Consider the following 17,485-nt stretch of genomic DNA (forward strand, 5'->3'; position numbering starts at 1 on the left):
GGACGATGATGTGCTCTGCATGGGTAAGTTCTGCCAGAGGCCCGGTCAATCCGACGAGGTCCGGGTGAGCGTCTGCCATGAACGACGGAAGCAAGGCCAGGCCGGCATCGCATGCGGTCATGTTCAGCAGCGTTGTCATGGTGTTGGTTCGAAGGCCCGGGCGCGCAAGGCCTCGGGATTCCATCCATCGAACATGCGCGGGATACCAAAGATCGTCCGGTGCAAATCCAAGCCATGTACAGGCATGATATCGACTTTCAGTCCGTGCCGCGGGGTTGTCTCGCACATAACGTGCAGACCCGTAGACGCCATAGGAAAGCTCCCCGATTTTGCGAGCAATGAGCGTATCTGTTTCAGGTAAGCAATTTCGAATCTGGAGTTCAATACCGCGCGATTGGTGGTCCGCGTGTAGGTGGCTGGAGATGATTTCCAGTTCGACGCCGTCCAGCAATCTCGTCAGGTCACGAAGTTGGTCGGTGAGGACCCTTGCCCGCACTTCGTCAACAGCAACACGAACAACCTTCAAGGCAGCGCCGGAAAGGTCTGGAAGGACCCTGCTGGCTGCGTCGGCCTTTTGTCGCATTTCAGAAGCAAGGGGAATAAGCCGAAGGCCTGCTTCTGTGGGCTTCAGGCCAGTTGGTGTTCGGTCGAACAGTCTGGCCCCGACACGGTCTTCAAAGCTCTTGAGCCGTCGGCTCAGCTGCGGCTGGCTGATGTCCAGCGCTCTCGCGGCGCCGGATAGGGAACGCATTCTTGCCGCTGCATCAATTAGTTTCAGATCATCCCAATTCATGAGCAAGTTATACCTATATGCAGCAAGTGACGCAATGTGATGTAAAAACGCATACCCGTCATGGGGATTTGATATCTGCTCGCAGGTACGAAAGATTGCTAAATCTGATAGGTAGCACATCCATGGAGTGAACATCGTGCCACCGCAATCTGCATACATGCGTTCAGAAAACATCGCGCTGGCTCTCGTTCTTGCTCTTGCGGGAATGGCGGCATTCACGCCGATTTTCGCCGCCGGGAAACTGGCAAATGGCATGGTGCCTGTTGTTGTCCTTGTCTGGCTACGTTTTCTTGGTGGAGCACTGACCATAACAACGGTCGCCACTATCAAGCGCGTTCCGTTGTTTTCCCGGATCAGTTCACTTTGGAAGCTGCACGTCATGCGCGCAATTTGTGGTGTCGGCGGTCTGGCGTGTTCAGTTTACGCTGCAAGCGTGATGCCCTTGGCAGATGCTACAGCAATCGGTCTCACCAAAGGCATCATTGCAATTGCGCTTGCAGGGTTGATCCTCAAGGAAGTGATTTCCGGACGTCATTGGATTGCCGGCGGGTTTTGCGTAGTGGGAGCATTTCTGATCGTAAAGGCAGTTGAAGGCACATCCGGGGCGTCGGGTTATGCTGCTGACGGCATCGCCGCGGCATTTATGGCGGCGATCTTCATGGCTTGCGAAGCCTTGATTATGCGCTACATCGCGCAACGCGAAGACACGGTGACCATTCTTGCCTATGTGAATGTCGTCGCTGCAGTCCTGCTTACCGGCCCCGCGGTCTGGTTGATCGTCTCAGAAGGAATTTCCTGGCAGGCGCTGCTGGCATTCGCCTGGCTCGGTCCGCTCGCAATTATAGGCCAGTCGCTCAATATCTCGGCCTATCGACGTGCCGGGGCGGCGACCTTGGCGCCAATATATTATGGCTCCGTTCTGTTGTCGGCGGTTTTCGGTTTCATTGTCTGGGGAGAAGTTCCGACCCCCATTGCAGCACTTGGCGCGCTCTTGATCATCTTCGGTGGGCTGGTCCTTGCACTGCCGATTCGGACTCGCAGTGCGAAGCAGGCCTCCTGAGGCGAGGCCTGCCGCTTGCTTATTCGCCTGTCAGTCTCTTCACCAGGAAGGGCAGGCTCTCATCCAGGCGGTAATCGATGGATGAATGATTGTCGTTGAACTCCTGATAAACATGATCAACGCCGAGTGCATCCAACTTTCCCTTCAAACGTCTGGCGCCGTAAACGAGATTGTATTGATCGACATCGCCGCATTCGATCCACAGCCCCTTCAGGGATTTCAGGGCATCAACATGTTGGTCGACAATGTGCACAGGGTCCCATTGCAGCCAGGCATTCCATCGATCTTCGATGATTTCACATGTGTTGAGATCGACCGGCAAACGAATCCCGCAAAAGACATCGGGGTCCGGGTCCGGGTCGTAGGTCGCCGCCATAGCGAATGTCATAAGATCATGAAGGGAGTTGCCTGGATACTTGGGACCCTTTTCAAAGTCTCTGACAAAGGCTTCGATTGACCCGGATTTTGCGATTGCCCTTAATGCGCTTGGCATTTCAGGCAGGTAGCACAATTCAAACGCCATATCGCCGGAGTGACAGGCGGCAGCGGACCAGACATCGGAATGTTTCATCGCGTGGATGATTGAACCATAGCCACCGGAGGACTTGCCGAAGATGCCGCGCATTCCTTGTCCGCCGCATCCGAAACGGCCTTCCACATCTTCCAGCATTTCCGTTGTCAGCCAGGTCCCCCAGGGACCCATAACATCGCTGTCGATGTACTGATTGCCACCGAGACGGGTGAAACAGTCCGGAAACGCCACGACGACGGGGGGCATTTCACCGTCATGGATAAGACGGTCCAGCCGCTCCGGTACATTCTCGCCGAAATTCTTCCAATTGACATGAGCAGGTCCACCAGCGGTGAAGCCGACAATGTCCACCAAAAGCGGCAATCCAGTGCCATCGTGCCCGTTCGGAACATAGACAACAATTTCACGCGTTGCGGTATCCCCGAGCCGGTTGCTGCCGAGGATCTCGGACCTGTGGGAAATCCGGTGAAGTGTACCAGCGGGGATATCGAGACGCGCGCGCATGGAAAGCTCCAATCATGCCGATGATGGTAGGCGTCTAGATTGCAAGTTCACAGATTGGACGCAAGAGGCAGGTGACCCTTTGTTGACGTGACCGGGAGGGCCGTTTAATCCGGAAACATGACCAAAGCCTTTGTTTCCGGCTGCACCGGCCTGACACTCACTGAAGACGAAGTTGCTCTTTTTCGGGACGAAAACCCGTGGGGCCTGATCCTGTTTGCACGCAACATAGAAGCTCCGGACCAGGTCTTGGCCTTAACGAGGGCCTTCAGGCAAGCCGTTGGACGACCGGATGCTCCTGTGCTGGTAGATCAGGAGGGGGGAAGGGTTCAAAGGCTGAAGCCGCCCAATTGGCCCAAATATCCAACTCCTCAGCTTTATGGAGATTTGTTTGCTCATGCGCCGGACAAAGCTTTGCGCGCAGCTTGGCTCGGCGCAAGGTTGATTGCTGCGGATCTTTGTGAAGTCGGAATAACAATCGATTGCCTTCCTTGCCTGGATGTCCGTTTTCCCGACACGGTTGACGCTATTGGCGACCGTTCGTTTTCCTCAGAACCTGAAGTTGTCGCGAAGCTGGGACAGGCCATGATTGAAGGTGCGATAGCAGGTGGCGTCCTTCCTGTGATCAAACACATCCCTGGCCATGGGCGGGCAGTTGTCGACAGCCACTATGTATTGCCCAGGGTGAAAGCAGACCTTTCTTCCTTAAAAAGCGTGGATTTCCGCCCGTTTAAGGAACTTTCCTATGTGTCATTGGGGATGACTGCCCATATTGTATACGAAGGAATTGATCCGGATTCGGCAGGAACACAAAGTGCGAAGGTCGTTCAGGATGTCATCAGAAGCGAGATTGGCTTTGATGGATGCCTTATGAGCGATGACATTTCAATGAAGGCTTTGGGCGGCAGTTTCGACGAAAGGTCGCGCAAGATTATCGAGGCAGGTTGCGACATAGTTCTGCATTGCAATGGCGACATGGACGAAATGCGCGCCGTAGCGTCCGCCGTTCCGGAATTGGCAGGCGACGCGAAACGTCGTTGTGAGCGCGCGCTGACGGGCTTGAAAGTTCCAGAATCAGGCTTCCAGAAGGATGAGGCCTGGGAGGAGTTCCGTGCGCTTACCGATTGGCGCGGTGTATGACCGGAGCAGAAATGGCGGAATTGGAAAACAACAGACAGATGTCAGAAGACGGTTCCTATGACCTTCTGAGCTCTGTCAATTCTGTCGAAACACGAGCTACGTCCGATCCGCAGCTCGTGGTTGATGTTGAAGGATTTGAGGGCCCGCTCGATCTGCTGCTCGGGCTTGCACGTACGCAGAAAGTTGATCTGGCGCGGATCTCCATCCTCGAACTCGTCGAACAATATCTGGAGTTTGTTGCTGAAGCACGGCGGATGCGTCTGGAACTTGCCGCGGACTATCTCGTCATGGCCGCCTGGCTGGCATTCTTGAAATCGAAACTACTTCTTCCGGAGCAGAAGGACGAGGACGAACCGACAGGTGAAGAGCTTGCGGCAGCTCTGGCCTTCCGTCTGCGCCGCCTGGAAGCGATGAGGGAAGTTTCCGAAAAGCTGATGAGCCGGAGCCGCCAGGGCAGGGAAGTTTTTCACCGTGGAGCTCCGGAAACCATGTCAGTGGAGCACAAAAGCATCTGGGATGCTTCCATTTACGATCTGCTTTCCGCTTATGCCACGCAACGACAACGGCAATCCGTCACTTCGGTTCGCGTCTTGAAGCGAACTGTATGGTCGCTCCAGGACGCGCGGGAACTTCTAACTAAGCTGGTCGGCCGGGTCAGCGAATGGGCTCCGTTGAACGCTTACTTGCGCGAATATCTTTATGACAACAAGGACTGGGCAACGATTGTTGCCAGCACATTTTCCGCGAGTCTGGAAATGGTCCGTGAAGGGCAGGTGGAAATCCGACAGGGCGAACCGTTCTCGCCGGTCTATATCCGCTCCATCGTAGAGGAGCAGGATCATGGCGTCTGACCCGGATCTGTTGACGCCTGAAAAAGGCAAGCAGAAGAAAAAAGTTGCTTCGGAAGCGGATCTTGCAGGCCAGCGCATGATTGAGGCGCTCCTGTTTGCTTCATCTGAACCACTGTCTCTGGAAGAGTTGACGTTGCGGGCTCCCGACGGGACCGACGTCCTCGGCTTGCTCGAGGAGCTGCAAAAGCTTTACGCGCCGCGGGGCGTCAATCTGGTCAAGCTGGCTGGGAAATGGTGTTTCCGGACTGCAGAAGATCTTGCCTATCTGATGCATCGCAATGTGGAAGAACAGCGCAAACTCTCGCGCGCAGCACTCGAAACACTGGCGATCATTGCCTACCACCAGCCGGTAACCCGTGCGGAAATTGAAGAAATTCGGGGTGTTTCAACGTCCAAGGGAACACTTGATGTGCTGTTGGAAACCACCTGGATCAGGATGCGTGGCCGACGCCGCACTCCCGGACGTCCCGTGACCTACGGCACCACCGAACAGTTTCTGGTCCATTTCGGATTGGAAAACGTCAAGGATCTGCCGGGTTTGGAAGAACTGAAGGGAGCCGGTCTTCTGGACAGTGCAGTGCCTGCATCCTTCCATGTGCCGACCCCGAGTGATGAAGTCGCATTGACCGAAGACGAAGATCCTCTAGAAGACGGTTCGCTGTTTGATGATGCTGCGGACGAAACCTGATGTCGAAGCAAGACAAGTCTTCTTATTCCAACGGAAACGGTCACCAGTTGAGTTGGGGCGCGCGCGGAACGGCGGGCGCTACGATCGCTGCCGGGCTGGTCTTCGAGGACGTTTCACATGACTATGACGGCGTTTCTTCCGTCAAGGATATGAACCTGTCTATCGCGCCGGGAGAAATTCTTTGCCTACTCGGGCACTCGGGATGCGGTAAAACGACATTGATGCGAATTGCGGCCGGCGTGGAACGCCAAAACCGCGGCAAGGTTCTGATCAACGGGCGCGAAGTTGCCGGCGAAGAGGTCTTTCTCCCACCGGAAAAACGCGGCGTTGGACTGATGTTCCAGGACTACGCACTGTTTCCTCATATGAGCATTCTTTCCAATGTCATGTTCGGCTTGACCAATTTGCCCCGGAAAGAAGCGCAGACCGCTGCAATGGGGGCTCTTGGACGTGTCGGTCTTACGGATTATGCGGACGACTATCCCCATGCGTTGTCGGGTGGAGAACAACAACGCGTCGCGCTTGCAAGGGCGCTTGTGCCACGCCCCGGCATTCTTTTGATGGACGAGCCCTTTTCGGGGCTTGACAAGCGACTGCGCGACAATGTGCGTGATGAAACGCTGGCGGTGATCCGGGAAACACGAGCGACCTGTATCATCGTGACCCATGACCCGGAAGAAGCCATGCGCATGGGCGATAGAATCGCGTTGATGCGTCGCGGCAGGCTGGTTCAGCACGGAACGGCAGCGGATCTTTACAAGCACCCGGCGGATTTGTTCGCTGCGAGGTTCTTCTCTGAACTCAACCAGCTCGAAGGTGAAGTCACGACTGCGGGCCTTGAAACAGCGATCGGCGTTCTGGCGTCGGACGGCTTGACCACGGGTGAAAAGGTGGATGTCTGTGTTCGTCCACAGGGTGTTTTACTCAACAAGGCCGGTTTGTGCGGCGTGCCGGGCAGGGTGAGAGACAAGCGGTTTGTCGGTGAAGTGGATCTGCTGACCATTGTCATTGATGGATCGGATCAGGCGCTGCAGGCAAGGGTGCGCGCAGGCAGTCCCTGGGAAACGGGTATGGACGTTGCGGTAACCACTGATCCAAAGGACGTGCTTGTTTTTCCGCGGCACCAGTCCCAAATTTAGGAAACGGTGCAGGTTAATGCAGTCCCTGGCTAGTTATTCCGTCTAAGAGCACAAAATGTTCTTCACGTGTATATTGCAGGGGCAGGTCCGTTTTTGTACAAGGGCCTAAGGGCTTTAAAGCCAGTTATCAGGAGTTTGGCGTATGGGCATTAGTATCTGGCAGATCTTGATCATCGCGGTGGTGGTGGTTCTGCTGTTCGGGCGTGGCAAGATTTCCGAACTTATGGGCGATGTTGCCAAGGGAATCAAAAGCTTCAAAAAAGGCATGGCCGAAGACGACGTAGCCGACTCTACGAAGACAATCGATCATCAGGCCAGCGAAGCTGCACCGACGGCAAAAGCTGAAGATCAGACCAAAGCGAGCTGATCTCAATCTGCATCGCGTCTCCTTAAGGGACGAATATTCTCATGTTCGATATCGGGTGGACCGAGCTATTGGTGATCGCCTGTGTTGCGATCATCGTTGTAGGGCCAAAAGACCTGCCGCGCATGCTGCGCACTCTGGGACAGACGATTGGGAAAATGCGAAAGCTTTCGCGCGAGTTCCAGTCCACGTTCAATGATGCTTTGCGTGAAGCTGAGCAGCAGGCAGACATTGCGGACATGAAGAAGCACGTTGAAGAGGCTGCGAACTTCAATCCTCTGGGCGACATCAAGAAGTCCATCGAAGAGGAAGCAGTCAAGAATGCGTCGAAGCCGAAGGCAGCTTCCACTGAAGCTGAGAGCAAAGACCCGGAACCGGTCGTTGCCGAGAAGCCCTCAGTCGCTGAGACAGCCGAGAAGGTACCGGTTGATGCTGGTGCCAAGCCGGTGGACAAGCCAGTGACGGAAGATGTTAAGGCATGAGCCAGGATGAAATCGACGCCTCCAAGGCGCCTCTAATCGAACATCTGATTGAATTGCGCCAAAGGCTCATGTGGTCGATCGGTGCAATTCTCGTGATGTTTGTCATCTGTTTCTATTTCGCGACCGATATCTACAACATTTTGACCGTACCCTACCTTCGAGCCGCGGGTGAGGGGCACCCGGTGGAGATGATCTTCACCGCTCCGCAGGAGTGGTTTTTCACTCAGTTGAAACTGGCATTGTTTGGTGCCTTGTTTCTCGCATTTCCTGTCGTTGCCAGTCAGATCTACATGTTTGTTGCTCCGGGCCTCTACAAGCATGAACGCGGCGCCTTCCTTCCGTTTCTGGTCGCCACTCCGATTCTGTTTTTGATCGGCGCCTGTTTGGTCTATTTCCTCATCATGCCAATGGCGATGGGCTTTTTCTTGTCTCAGGAGCAGGTCGCGGGCGAAGGGACAGTCGCGATCCAACATTTGGCCAAGGTCAGCGAATATCTGGGTCTGATCATGATCCTTATCTTCGCATTCGGTCTGGTGTTCCAGCTCCCGGTTGTGCTGACATTGCTGGGACGAGCCGGATTGGTGACCTCCGAAAGCCTCAAGAAAAAGCGCAAATATGCCATTGTGGGTGCTTTTGCAGCTGCTGCAATTTTGACACCCCCCGATCCTATCTCGCAGATCGGTCTTGCGCTGCCCACTTTGCTTCTCTACGAAGTCTCCATTCTGTCGGTCAGACTTGTGGAGCGCCAACGAGCGGAACGCGAAGCCAAGCGTGAAGCCGAGGACGCCGCGGCCTGAATTCAGGCCAAGGACGGTGTTCCAATCGGACGGACGGAATGTGACTAGAAACGACCGTCGTTCGGGAAGCGAAGATGTTTGATATTAAGTGGATTAGGGAAAACGCAGAAGCCTTTGATCAGGCCCTGGCAAAAAGGGGATACGAAGCCTCCGCAGCCAAACTGATTGCGCTGGACGATTCCCGTCGCTCCCACATCACCAAGCTTCAAGAAGCGCAGGAACGGCGCAATGCGGCTTCCAAGGAAATAGGCAAGGCGAAAGGTTCGGGCGACAACGCGCGAGCCCAGGAACTGATTGACGAAGTCGCGCAAATCAAAGCGTTCATTCAATCCGGCGAGGAAGAAGAGCGCAAGCTGGTCGCCGACTTGGAAAACGCAATGGCCGTTATACCCAATTTGCCGCATGATGATGTGCCGGTTGGAGAGGACGAAAGCGAAAACGTGCTTTTCAAGACACATGGTGAAAAGCCGACCTTCACGTTCAATGAAGCGCCGAAGGAGCATTATGAGCTCGGAGAAAATCTGGGCGACATGGATTTTGCTACTGCTGCCAAGCTGTCCGGATCGCGCTTTGTCGTGCTCAAGGGTCAGATCGCTCGCCTGGAACGCGCGCTCGGTCAGTTCATGATCGACCTGCACACCGGCGAGCACGGATACATGGAAGTTTCGCCTCCATTGCTGGTCAATAGTGACCCGCTTTACGGAACAGGTCAGTTACCCAAGTTCGAAGAGGATCTCTTCAAGACGACCACGGACCATTATTTGATCCCGACCGCAGAAGTGCCTCTGACCAACCTTGTGGCTGGTGAAATTCTTGCTGAAGATCGATTGCCGTTGCGTGTGACTGCCTTGACCTACTGTTTCCGCTCGGAAGCCGGATCTGCCGGTCGCGACACCAGAGGTATGCTGCGCCAGCACCAGTTCCAGAAATGTGAACTTGTGTCGGTTACAAAGCCGGAAGAGTCGCTGGACGAGCTGGAACGAATGCTTGGCTGTGCGGAAAAGGTTCTTCAGGAGTTGGGGCTCCACTACCGGGTCATGACACTGTGTACTGGTGACATGGGCTTTGGAGCACGCAAGACCTATGACATCGAAGTCTGGCTGCCGGGGCAGAATGCCTATCGTGAAATTTCGTCCTGTTCCGTGTGTGGCGATTTCCAGGCCCGACGCATGAACGCGCGCTATCGTCCAACAGACTCCAAGCAGCTCGGCCATGTGCACACACTGAACGGGTCTGGCATAGCTGTCGGTCGCGCGCTGATTGCCGTACTGGAAAATTACCAGAATGGAGATGGCACGGTCACCGTGCCGGAGGTACTTCGTCCCTACATGGGCGGGATTGAAAAAATCGGATAAACTTGGCGTCCGATGACACTTGTGGTCCCGATCAGGTTCGATCCAACGGGCAAATCAGGAAACAGGCGGTGACGGTTAGACGCCGCCTGGATTCGTTTCATATGCCGCTCGCCGGGGGCGGCGCTCAACCTTGATCTTTTTGATTGTAGCAGGTTTTCAATGCGCATCTTGATTACGAATGACGACGGTATCCAGTCGCCTGGTCTGAACAGCCTGGAGAAGATTGCAAGGACAATTTCAGACGACGTTTGGGTGATCGCGCCGGAAACCGATCAAAGCGGGGTTGCCCATTCCCTTAGCCTCAATGATCCGCTGCGGTTGCGGCAAATAGACGACCGTCATTTCGCGCTGAAGGGAACTCCGACCGACTGCGTTATCATGGGTGTACGCAAAGTTCTGCCTGGCATGCCGGACCTGGTTTTGTCCGGTATCAACAGAGGTCAGAACCTTGCCGAAGACATAACCTACTCAGGGACGGTCGCAGGAGCGATGGAAGCCGCCATTTTAGGCATCCGTGCGATCGCGGTTTCCCAGGCTTACAGCTGGAGCGGGGTGGCGGAGCCGGACTATACGACTGCGGAAATTCATGCACCCGACCTGTTTCGAAGGTTGATCGGTTTCGATCTGCCTCCCTACACATTGTTGAATGTGAATTTTCCCGCATGTTCAGCGCAGGACGTAAAGGGGGTGAAGGTTACGGTTCAGGGGCACCATGAGCAAAGCGGTCTCTCGATTGATGAGCGTGAGGATGGCCGGGGCAATCCGTATTTCTGGCTACGTTTCAGGGATCGCGGTAAATCCGTTCTTGATAATTCAGATCTGCAGGCAATTGCAGATGGATATGTATCCGTTTCACCGTTACGCATAGATCTCACGGCCCATGATCTGGTGAGTCACTTAACCGGGGCCCTGCAATAGTCCCGAACCGGGGAGTTTTCGATGGCCGGTCAATCGCCCGGCGGCGAGCACGTAGTCAATTCAGCGTCGTTGCCCGACGAGGCAGAAGCGCGCGCTGCACTTGTGCTCGGATTACGGCGTCGTGGTGTTGGCGCGAGGGAAGTGCTCGCTGCCATCGAACGGGTGCCGAGGCGTTTGTTCCTGTCAGCAAGGCATCATGGTCTTGCTTACGAAGACGCCGCCTTGCCAATCGAATGCGGACAGACCGTTTCAGCTCCGTCGGCTGTCGCCTTCACCGTTCAGGCTCTTGAATTGACAGACGCGCATGCTGTTTTGGAAATTGGGACCGGATCGGGCTATCAGGCGGCCGTGATGGCCCATGTTGCTGCAAGAGTTGAAACGCTAGACAGATATTCAACACTGACTGATCTTGCGAGCCGCAGGTTTGCCGCGCTCAAACTGACGAACGTCAAAGCCTGGCAAGCAGACGGCTTCGAAGGTTTGAAGCAAAAGAGTCTTTACGACAGGATCGTTGCAACAGCTGCTGTGGAGACAATTCCAGACAGTTGGATCCAGCAGTTGAAGCCAGGCGGCCTTCTGATTGCACCGGTGGGAAAAGAGAATGAGATCCAGTCTCTGATTCGATTTCAGAAAACGGAAAACGTTATGACCGCCGAAACGTTGATGACGGTTCGCACGGTCATGCTGCGACCGGGAATCGCGTTGAAACTCTGAAATAAAATGGCGTGCAGGCGGCAAAAGGGCGTGGGTGGAACCGCTTTCGTCAGTTCAATGTGCTGGGATTTACCATGAAATTTCACGTGACCAGGCGTTGAAACTCAGGCGTTGACTGAGAATACTGGGTTTTTCTGGCAAACGATGACCGGTCTTTAGTCTTTATAAACCTTACTGGCCTTTAATCTTAACCATAACAGCCATTGTTAGCGGTTTGAGTTAAGGCGATGATGAAGCGGACGCGTACCCTCCGCAGGGATCTTTTGGGCAAGGTTGCAACTGTCTCGTTGGTTGCGACATTCCTGGCGGGATGTTCCAGTGCAGTAGAGCGCTTTGGAGAACCTCCCTATTATACGGGAAACACCCAGAACCAGCGGGAAATTCTGGATCAGCCAAGCTATCAGGATATTGTGAACGGGCCAGGTGGAACGGTAGCCGGCCTGCCTCCGACCTCTTCTCAACCCGTAACGACGGGGTCGGTATCTAAAAAGCCCTCGGCCATTCAGTCTGCGCCGCTGCCCGCACCGGTGCAAACCGCATCTGCTCCGGTGAAAACGACACCGGTTGCGACATTGCCGGCTCCTGAAGTGTCACAACGACCGTCTGTTCCGGTGGTAAGCGCAAATGCCAAGAACTGGAAAGGGTGGACCTCCACCGGAGGAACTCGCGTTCAGGTTCGGCAAGGGGACGATCTGAACTCCATGTCTCGACGGTTTGGAGTTCCAGTGCAGGCTCTGGTCGCTGTAAATGGCATTGAAGACCCCAAAAACGTCAAGCCGGGTCAAAGCATCATCATTCCAACATATGTTCATTCCGATGGCAAACGGCCGGTCGTCACGGCATCCGTTCCCAAGTCGACGTCACGGGGAGCCTTGCCGACACCCGAGCGCAAACCTTTCAGTCAGCCGAGTTTCACGCAAATCAGCCGAAGTGAGACTATTGTTGAGGAAGTTGACGTCATCCGTGTGAGTTCCTTGCCGAAACGCAAGCCTGCAGGTGCCAGCCGGCCTTTGACAACGGCGTCCATCTCGCAAAGCGCCCCTGCATCAAATTCTCCGGCGCCGCGTAAGCAGCCGGTCGTAACACCGGTCGCTGCTGTTCCTTCCGGTTCGGTTGAGACTTCAGCATTGCCGCAGCCTGCTGTCGTCAAGGAGGCCGCACCAACCGCACCGATCAAGACGCCTGCCGTTGTCGCGAGCATTCAGGAAGAAACTTCGGTTTCGAGTGAACAGTTCCGTTGGCCTGTCCGTGGGCGCATTATTTCGGACTTTGGCGCGAAGCCGGGTGGTGGCAGAAACGAGGGTGTGAATCTGGCTGTGCCCGAAGGCACTCCGGTCAAATCCGCGGATGACGGAACAGTCATCTATTCGGGGAATGAGCTGAAGGGCTATGGAAACCTGGTTCTAGTCAGACACAGCGAAGGCTGGGTGTCTGCCTATGCGCATAATAGCGAGCTAAAGGTAAAGCGCGGTGACAGGATCCGTCGTGGAGACGTGGTAGGCCTCGCCGGAGCAACTGGCTCCGTCAATCAGCCACAGGTTCATTTTGAGCTTCGCAGAGGCAACAAGCCGGTCGACCCGCTCAAGCATCTGCCTCAGCGATAATCCATCTCATTTGAAATGAAAGAAAACCCGGCCTGTCGAGCCGGGTTTTTGGGTCCTGTCAGTTAAGTGTCTTGCCTAGGCGACCTGCAAGGTCCTGAACAAACTGAAAAGCCACACGGCCGGACCGGCTGCCGCGCGTTGTGGCCCATTCCAGAGCTTGCGACCGCAAATCTTCATCAGAGACTTTCAGGTCAAAATGGTCGGCATAGCCGCGAACCATATCCAGATAGTCATCCTGGCTGCACTTGTGGAAACCGAGCCACAAACCGAATCTGTCGGATAGGGAAACCTTTTCTTCGACGGCTTCCGCAGGGTTGATGGCCGTCGAACGTTCATTTTCGATCATGTCCCGGGGAAGCAGGTGCCGCCTGTTCGACGTCGCATAGAAAATGACATTGTCCGGACGCCCTTCGATGCCACCTTCAAGCACGGCTTTCAGCGATTTATAGGACGTGTCGTCATTGTCAAAACTCAGATCGTCGCAAAAGACGATGAACCGATACGGAGCATTCCGGGCCTGTGTCATGAGTTTAGGCAGGGATTCGATGTCCTCACGGTGTATTTCAATCAGCTTCAAATCGGAGTTGCCGTTTTCCTGATTGATGGCAGCATGGGCAGCCTTGACCAGCGACGATTTGCCCATGCCGCGCGCACCCCAGAGCAGGGCATTGTTTGCTGGCAACCCCTTGGAAAAGCGCCGGGTGTTGTCAAGCAGCAGGTCGCGAACGTGGGAAACCGCGCAAAGAAGCGTGATGTCGACACGGTTTACCTCGGGTATGGCATGAAGTTCTCCGGGGTCTGGAACCCAGACAAAGGCATCTGCAGCTGACCAGTTCGGCACGGAAGCTTTTGCAGGTACGGCCCTGGCGATCAGGTCGATCAGGGAATCGAGTTTCGCGTTTAACGCAGCAAGGTCGTTTTGAGGCCCTGAAGTAAGTTGCGGCAGGAGTAACACGGGGGATGCTAGCTCGAAAACGCCAGTTATTCCCATACCGGTACGCCAGAATCTGCTTGCAAAGCTTGAAATGAGGCGTGCCGCCGTTATAGTCCGCGCCACCAGAATTAGAGCGTTTTTGCCCACGGTGATAATTGACCCGGGACATCAAGAACGCCCCTTAGGAGAGTTGAATGTTGATCACCCCAGCCTATGCGCAATCCGCCGGAGCAGCAGGTCCGGACTTCCTCATGTCCCTGCTGCCCTTCGTGGCGATCTTTGCGATCATGTATTTCCTGATTATCCGGCCGCAGCGTCAGCGCATGAAGAAGCATCAGGAGTTGGTCGCGAACCTGCGTCGCGGTGACACCATTGTGACCACGGGTGGTCTTATCGGCAAGGTTGCCAAGGTGGTAGACGACGGAGAAGTTCAGGTTGAGCTTTCAGAAGGCGTCAAGGTTCGTGTTGTCCGCTCCATGGTACAGGAAGTGCGTTCCAAGTCCGAGCCTGTTAAAGACAACGCGTAACGTCCTCGAAACGCCGATCGGATGAATTCGCCGGGCCGGTTGCAATCGGCCTGGCAGCTTTTAAGGCTATACCATGCTCCATTTCGCCCGCTGGAAAATCGTGTTGATTGTTCTTGTGGTTGCCGCTGGCGTCCTCATGACACTGCCGAATTTCTTTTCCGCCAAACAGCTTGAAAGCTGGCCAGACTTCCTGCCCAAAAACCAGATGGTTCTTGGTCTGGATCTGCGAGGAGGGGCCTATCTGCTCCTCGAAATCGACAAGCAGGACTATGTCGACAAGCGCATGAAAGCGCTGGTTAGCGAAATCAGGACGACGCTGAGAGACGACCCGAGAATTGGCTATACGGGCCTCGGTGTTCAGGGTGATTCTGCTCAGGTTCGCATACGCGATCTGACCCGGTTGGATGAAGCTGAGGAGCGGCTGCAGCCCCTTGTCAATCCATTGGTGTCAAACCTGTTCGGAGGGCAACCGGTCAACGAATTCGGGTTGACGGCAACCGATGACGGTCTCATCCGCTTCACCTTTACGGAAGAGGGGCTTGATGACCGGATGACCTCGCTGGTTCAGCAATCGATCGAAGTCATTCGCCGCCGCGTCGATGAGCTTGGTACAACCGAACCGAACATTCAGCGTCAGGGCACCGATAGAATTCTGGTGGAAGCGCCCGGGGAAAGCGACCCTGAACGATTGAAAGACATTCTGGGGCAGACCGCGCAGTTGACGTTCCACATGGTTGACACATCCATGTCTGCGCAGCAGGCGCTGCAAAACCGTCCTCCGGTCGGTACGATGGTGGTGATGTCCATAGATGATCCGCCATCACCTTATCTACTCGACGAAGTTCCTCTGCTGACCGGTGAGGAATTGGTCGACGCGCAGGTCGGCTTCGATCCACAGACCAACGAGCCAATTGTCACCTTCCGATTCAATCAGACAGGTGCGCGCAAGTTTGCACAGATCACAGCTGAGAACATTGGCCGTCCATTTGCAATTGTCCTTGATGACGAAGTGATCTCGGCTCCTGTAATTCGTGGCATAATCCCCGGCGGAACCGGACAGATTTCCGGCAGTTTTACCGTTGATGCTGCCAATGATCTTGCCGTTCTGATGAGGGCTGGTGCGCTGCCTGCCAAACTGACGATTATTGAGGAAAGGTCCATCGGTCCTGGTCTTGGGGCGGACTCCATCGAGGCCGGTAAACTGGCATCCATCATCGCCGGTGCCGCTGTGATCGTGTTCATGATCCTGGCCTACGGCCGGTTCGGAATGATCGCCGACCTCGCTCTGATGACGAACATCTTCCTGATTTTCGGCGCGCTGACAATGCTGCAGGCAACGCTAACCTTGCCTGGCATCGCTGGTATCGTGCTGACGATTGGTATGGCCGTTGATGCGAATGTGCTGATCTTCGAGCGGATCCGGGAAGAAGCGAGAGCCGGGAGATCGGTTATTTCGGCAATTGACGCCGGTTACAGTCGGGCTTTGGGCACCATTCTGGATGCCAATATCACCACGCTGATTGCCGCGGTCATCCTGTTCCAGCTTGGTTCCGGACCTGTCCGTGGCTTTGCAGTGACGCTGGCGATCGGTATCTTCACAACCGTCTTCTCAGCTTTCACGTTCAGCCGGTTGCTGGTGGCTCTTTGGATCCGCCGCCGTCGTCCGTCCAAGTTGCCGATTTGATCCGGGAGAATAACAAATGTTGCTGAGACTTGTTCCGGACAACACGCACATAAAATTCATGTGGCTGCGGAAAGTCAGCTTTCCGCTGTCTGTTTTGCTCGTCATTGCCTCACTGGCGGGGTTCTTCACTGTCGGCATGAACTACGGCATTGACTTCAAGGGCGGAACGCTCATCGAAATCAAAACCGATGGTCCCGCCGATATCGGTGCTATCCGGTCCGAGCTGGGGTCGCTCAACCTGGGAGACGTCCAGGTTCAGGAATTCGGCGGATCGGACGATATTCTGATCCGCGTCGAAGAGCAGCCCGGCGGCGAGTTGGCGCAGCAATCTGTTGTGTCTCGCGTCCGTACGATCTTTGCAGACGACAATGTGGATTTCCGCCGCGTCGAGGTTGTCGGACCGCGTGTTTCGGGGGAACTCGCACAGGCCGGGGCGATTGCAGTTGCGGCCTCGTTGCTGGCGATCCTGTTCTATATCTGGTTCCGTTTCGAGTGGCAGTTTGCCGTTGGGGCGATCCTGACGACCGCGAACGATGTCATCATCACAATTGGTCTGTTCGTTCTTTTGCAACTCGACTTCTCACTTTCGAGTATCGCGGCGGTCCTGACCATCATCGGCTATTCGCTCAATGATACCGTGGTTGTCTATGACCGGATCCGCGAGAACCTTCGAAAATACAAGAAACGCCCGCTGACCGAACTTCTGGATCAGTCGATCAATGAAACCTTGTCGCGTACGACGATGACATCCGTAACGACGCTGCTGGCGTTGATTGCGCTCTATGTCTTTGGCGGTGAGGTCATTCAGTCCTTCACGCTTGCCATGATCTTCGGCATTGTCATCGGCACGTACTCGTCGATCTTCCTGGCAGCTCCTTTCCTGATCCTTCTGAACCTGCGCGCAGACGCGCTGTCTTCGAAGGAAGATGACGGCGAAAAGGGCTCTGAAACGAAGGCAAGCGCCTGAGGGTTGATGCAATGGAAATCCGGAACGCGCACTTTCCGGGCCGGGCGCCGCTGGATGCCTATGGCAACGGCGGGTTCCGGTTTGCCGAGATGTCCCATCGTGGCTCCCTGCTGTGTGTGCCCAGCGGTATCTACGGTTGGAATCTGACGGCTCCCTCAGACTTCTCCACGGAGGCTTTTGAACGCGTCTGGGAAGAGCAGGAAGACATCGAGGTGCTTCTTATCGGCACGGGAGTGGACCTTAGTCCACTTCCTGTGGTCCTGAGGGATAAGTTCCGGGAGGCGAACATTCTGGCCGATCCCATGTCGACCGGAGCTGCTGTGCGCACATTCAATGTTCTGTTGTCGGAAAACAGAGCAGTGGCCGCGGCGCTTCTTGCAGTTGACTGAGGCGTTTTATCTAGCCATGCGGATTTAGATGACGACCGATTTCGAT

General features: G+C 55.1%; 19 protein-coding genes. 16 read left to right on the forward strand and 3 right to left on the reverse strand.

Annotated features, from left to right (window positions below; translation table 11 throughout):
* A partial coding sequence (locus tag K5905_RS08460) for a LysR family transcriptional regulator (protein ID WP_297582479.1) occupies positions 1–751 on the reverse strand: 751 nt, incomplete at its 3' end.
* A 178-nt stretch (positions 752–929) separates the two neighbouring features.
* On the opposite strand from K5905_RS08460, the gene K5905_RS08465 reads away from it, so the two are divergent.
* Positions 930–1,853 (forward strand): DMT family transporter, encoded by a 924-nt coding sequence (locus K5905_RS08465; protein WP_297582480.1) that lies wholly within the window; start codon positions 930–932, stop codon positions 1,851–1,853.
* Between the two features lie 19 nt (positions 1,854–1,872).
* Here K5905_RS08465 and K5905_RS08470 read toward each other — a convergent pair whose 3' ends face one another.
* Positions 1,873–2,889: an alpha/beta hydrolase-fold protein gene (locus K5905_RS08470; RefSeq protein ID WP_297582482.1), complete on the reverse strand. Its 1,017-nt coding sequence runs from the start codon at positions 2,887–2,889 to the stop codon at positions 1,873–1,875.
* A 117-nt stretch (positions 2,890–3,006) separates the two neighbouring features.
* Between K5905_RS08470 and nagZ the strand changes: the two genes are divergently transcribed.
* The 11 genes from nagZ to K5905_RS08525 all read left to right on the forward strand — a co-directional run bounded on the left by nagZ (position 3,007) and on the right by K5905_RS08525 (position 12,938).
* The gene (nagZ, locus tag K5905_RS08475; protein WP_297582484.1) at positions 3,007–4,026 is read left to right on the forward strand and encodes a beta-N-acetylhexosaminidase; all 1,020 of its coding nucleotides are present in this window, start codon (positions 3,007–3,009) and stop codon (positions 4,024–4,026) included.
* 38 nt (positions 4,027–4,064) lie between these two features.
* Positions 4,065–4,877, forward strand: coding sequence for a ScpA family protein (locus K5905_RS08480; RefSeq protein ID WP_297582521.1), 813 nt, complete (start codon positions 4,065–4,067; stop codon positions 4,875–4,877).
* Complete coding sequence (scpB, locus tag K5905_RS08485) at positions 4,867–5,565, forward strand: SMC-Scp complex subunit ScpB (protein ID WP_297582486.1); 699 nt, start codon at positions 4,867–4,869, stop codon at positions 5,563–5,565. The genes K5905_RS08480 and scpB overlap by 11 nt, the downstream gene beginning before the upstream one ends.
* On the forward strand, positions 5,565–6,704 hold the full coding sequence (locus K5905_RS08490) for an ABC transporter ATP-binding protein (RefSeq protein ID WP_297582488.1): 1,140 nt from the start codon (positions 5,565–5,567) through the stop codon (positions 6,702–6,704). The genes scpB and K5905_RS08490 overlap by 1 nt, the downstream gene beginning before the upstream one ends.
* A gap of 142 nt (positions 6,705–6,846) precedes the next feature.
* Positions 6,847–7,071, forward strand: a complete 225-nt coding sequence (locus K5905_RS08495) for a twin-arginine translocase TatA/TatE family subunit (RefSeq protein ID WP_297582492.1) — start codon at positions 6,847–6,849, stop codon at positions 7,069–7,071.
* Positions 7,072–7,112: 41 nt separating this feature from the next.
* Complete coding sequence (gene tatB, locus K5905_RS08500; protein WP_297582494.1) at positions 7,113–7,550, forward strand: Sec-independent protein translocase protein TatB; 438 nt, start codon at positions 7,113–7,115, stop codon at positions 7,548–7,550.
* Complete coding sequence (gene tatC, locus K5905_RS08505) at positions 7,547–8,347, forward strand: twin-arginine translocase subunit TatC (protein WP_297582497.1); 801 nt, start codon at positions 7,547–7,549, stop codon at positions 8,345–8,347. Before tatB ends, tatC begins: the two co-directional genes overlap by 4 nt.
* A 74-nt stretch (positions 8,348–8,421) precedes the next feature.
* Positions 8,422–9,702 (forward strand): serine--tRNA ligase, encoded by a 1,281-nt coding sequence (gene serS, locus K5905_RS08510; RefSeq protein WP_297582500.1) that lies wholly within the window; start codon positions 8,422–8,424, stop codon positions 9,700–9,702.
* Between the two features lie 159 nt (positions 9,703–9,861).
* Complete coding sequence (gene surE / locus K5905_RS08515; RefSeq protein WP_297582503.1) at positions 9,862–10,620, forward strand: 5'/3'-nucleotidase SurE; 759 nt, start codon at positions 9,862–9,864, stop codon at positions 10,618–10,620.
* Positions 10,621–10,641: 21 nt separating this feature from the next.
* Entirely contained in the window at positions 10,642–11,334 is a 693-nt protein-coding gene (locus tag K5905_RS08520) for a protein-L-isoaspartate(D-aspartate) O-methyltransferase (RefSeq protein ID WP_297582505.1), read from the forward strand.
* A gap of 230 nt (positions 11,335–11,564) precedes the next feature.
* Positions 11,565–12,938, forward strand: a complete 1,374-nt coding sequence (locus K5905_RS08525; protein WP_297582508.1) for a M23 family metallopeptidase — start codon at positions 11,565–11,567, stop codon at positions 12,936–12,938.
* A gap of 58 nt (positions 12,939–12,996) precedes the next feature.
* On the opposite strand, the gene K5905_RS08530 is transcribed toward K5905_RS08525, so the two are convergent.
* Positions 12,997–13,929 (reverse strand): ATP-binding protein, encoded by a 933-nt coding sequence (locus tag K5905_RS08530; RefSeq protein ID WP_297582510.1) that lies wholly within the window; start codon positions 13,927–13,929, stop codon positions 12,997–12,999.
* Between the two features lie 137 nt (positions 13,930–14,066).
* Here K5905_RS08530 and yajC point away from each other — a divergent pair, with 137 nt between their 5' ends.
* The 4 genes from yajC (at position 14,067) to K5905_RS08550 (ending at position 17,439) form a co-directional block, all read left to right on the forward strand.
* Positions 14,067–14,399: a preprotein translocase subunit YajC gene (yajC, locus tag K5905_RS08535; protein WP_297582512.1), complete on the forward strand. Its 333-nt coding sequence runs from the start codon at positions 14,067–14,069 to the stop codon at positions 14,397–14,399.
* A 73-nt stretch (positions 14,400–14,472) separates the two neighbouring features.
* Positions 14,473–16,083, forward strand: coding sequence for a protein translocase subunit SecD (gene secD, locus K5905_RS08540; protein WP_297582514.1), 1,611 nt, complete (start codon positions 14,473–14,475; stop codon positions 16,081–16,083).
* A 16-nt stretch (positions 16,084–16,099) separates the two neighbouring features.
* Positions 16,100–17,050: a protein translocase subunit SecF gene (gene secF, locus K5905_RS08545; RefSeq protein ID WP_297582516.1), complete on the forward strand. Its 951-nt coding sequence runs from the start codon at positions 16,100–16,102 to the stop codon at positions 17,048–17,050.
* An 11-nt stretch (positions 17,051–17,061) separates the two neighbouring features.
* Entirely contained in the window at positions 17,062–17,439 is a 378-nt protein-coding gene (locus K5905_RS08550) for an Mth938-like domain-containing protein (RefSeq protein ID WP_297582518.1), read from the forward strand.
* The last annotated feature ends 46 nt before the right edge of the window (positions 17,440–17,485 follow it).

This window comes from Roseibium sp. (assembly GCF_025698965.1).
Lineage (GTDB): Bacteria > Pseudomonadota > Alphaproteobacteria > Rhizobiales > Stappiaceae > Roseibium.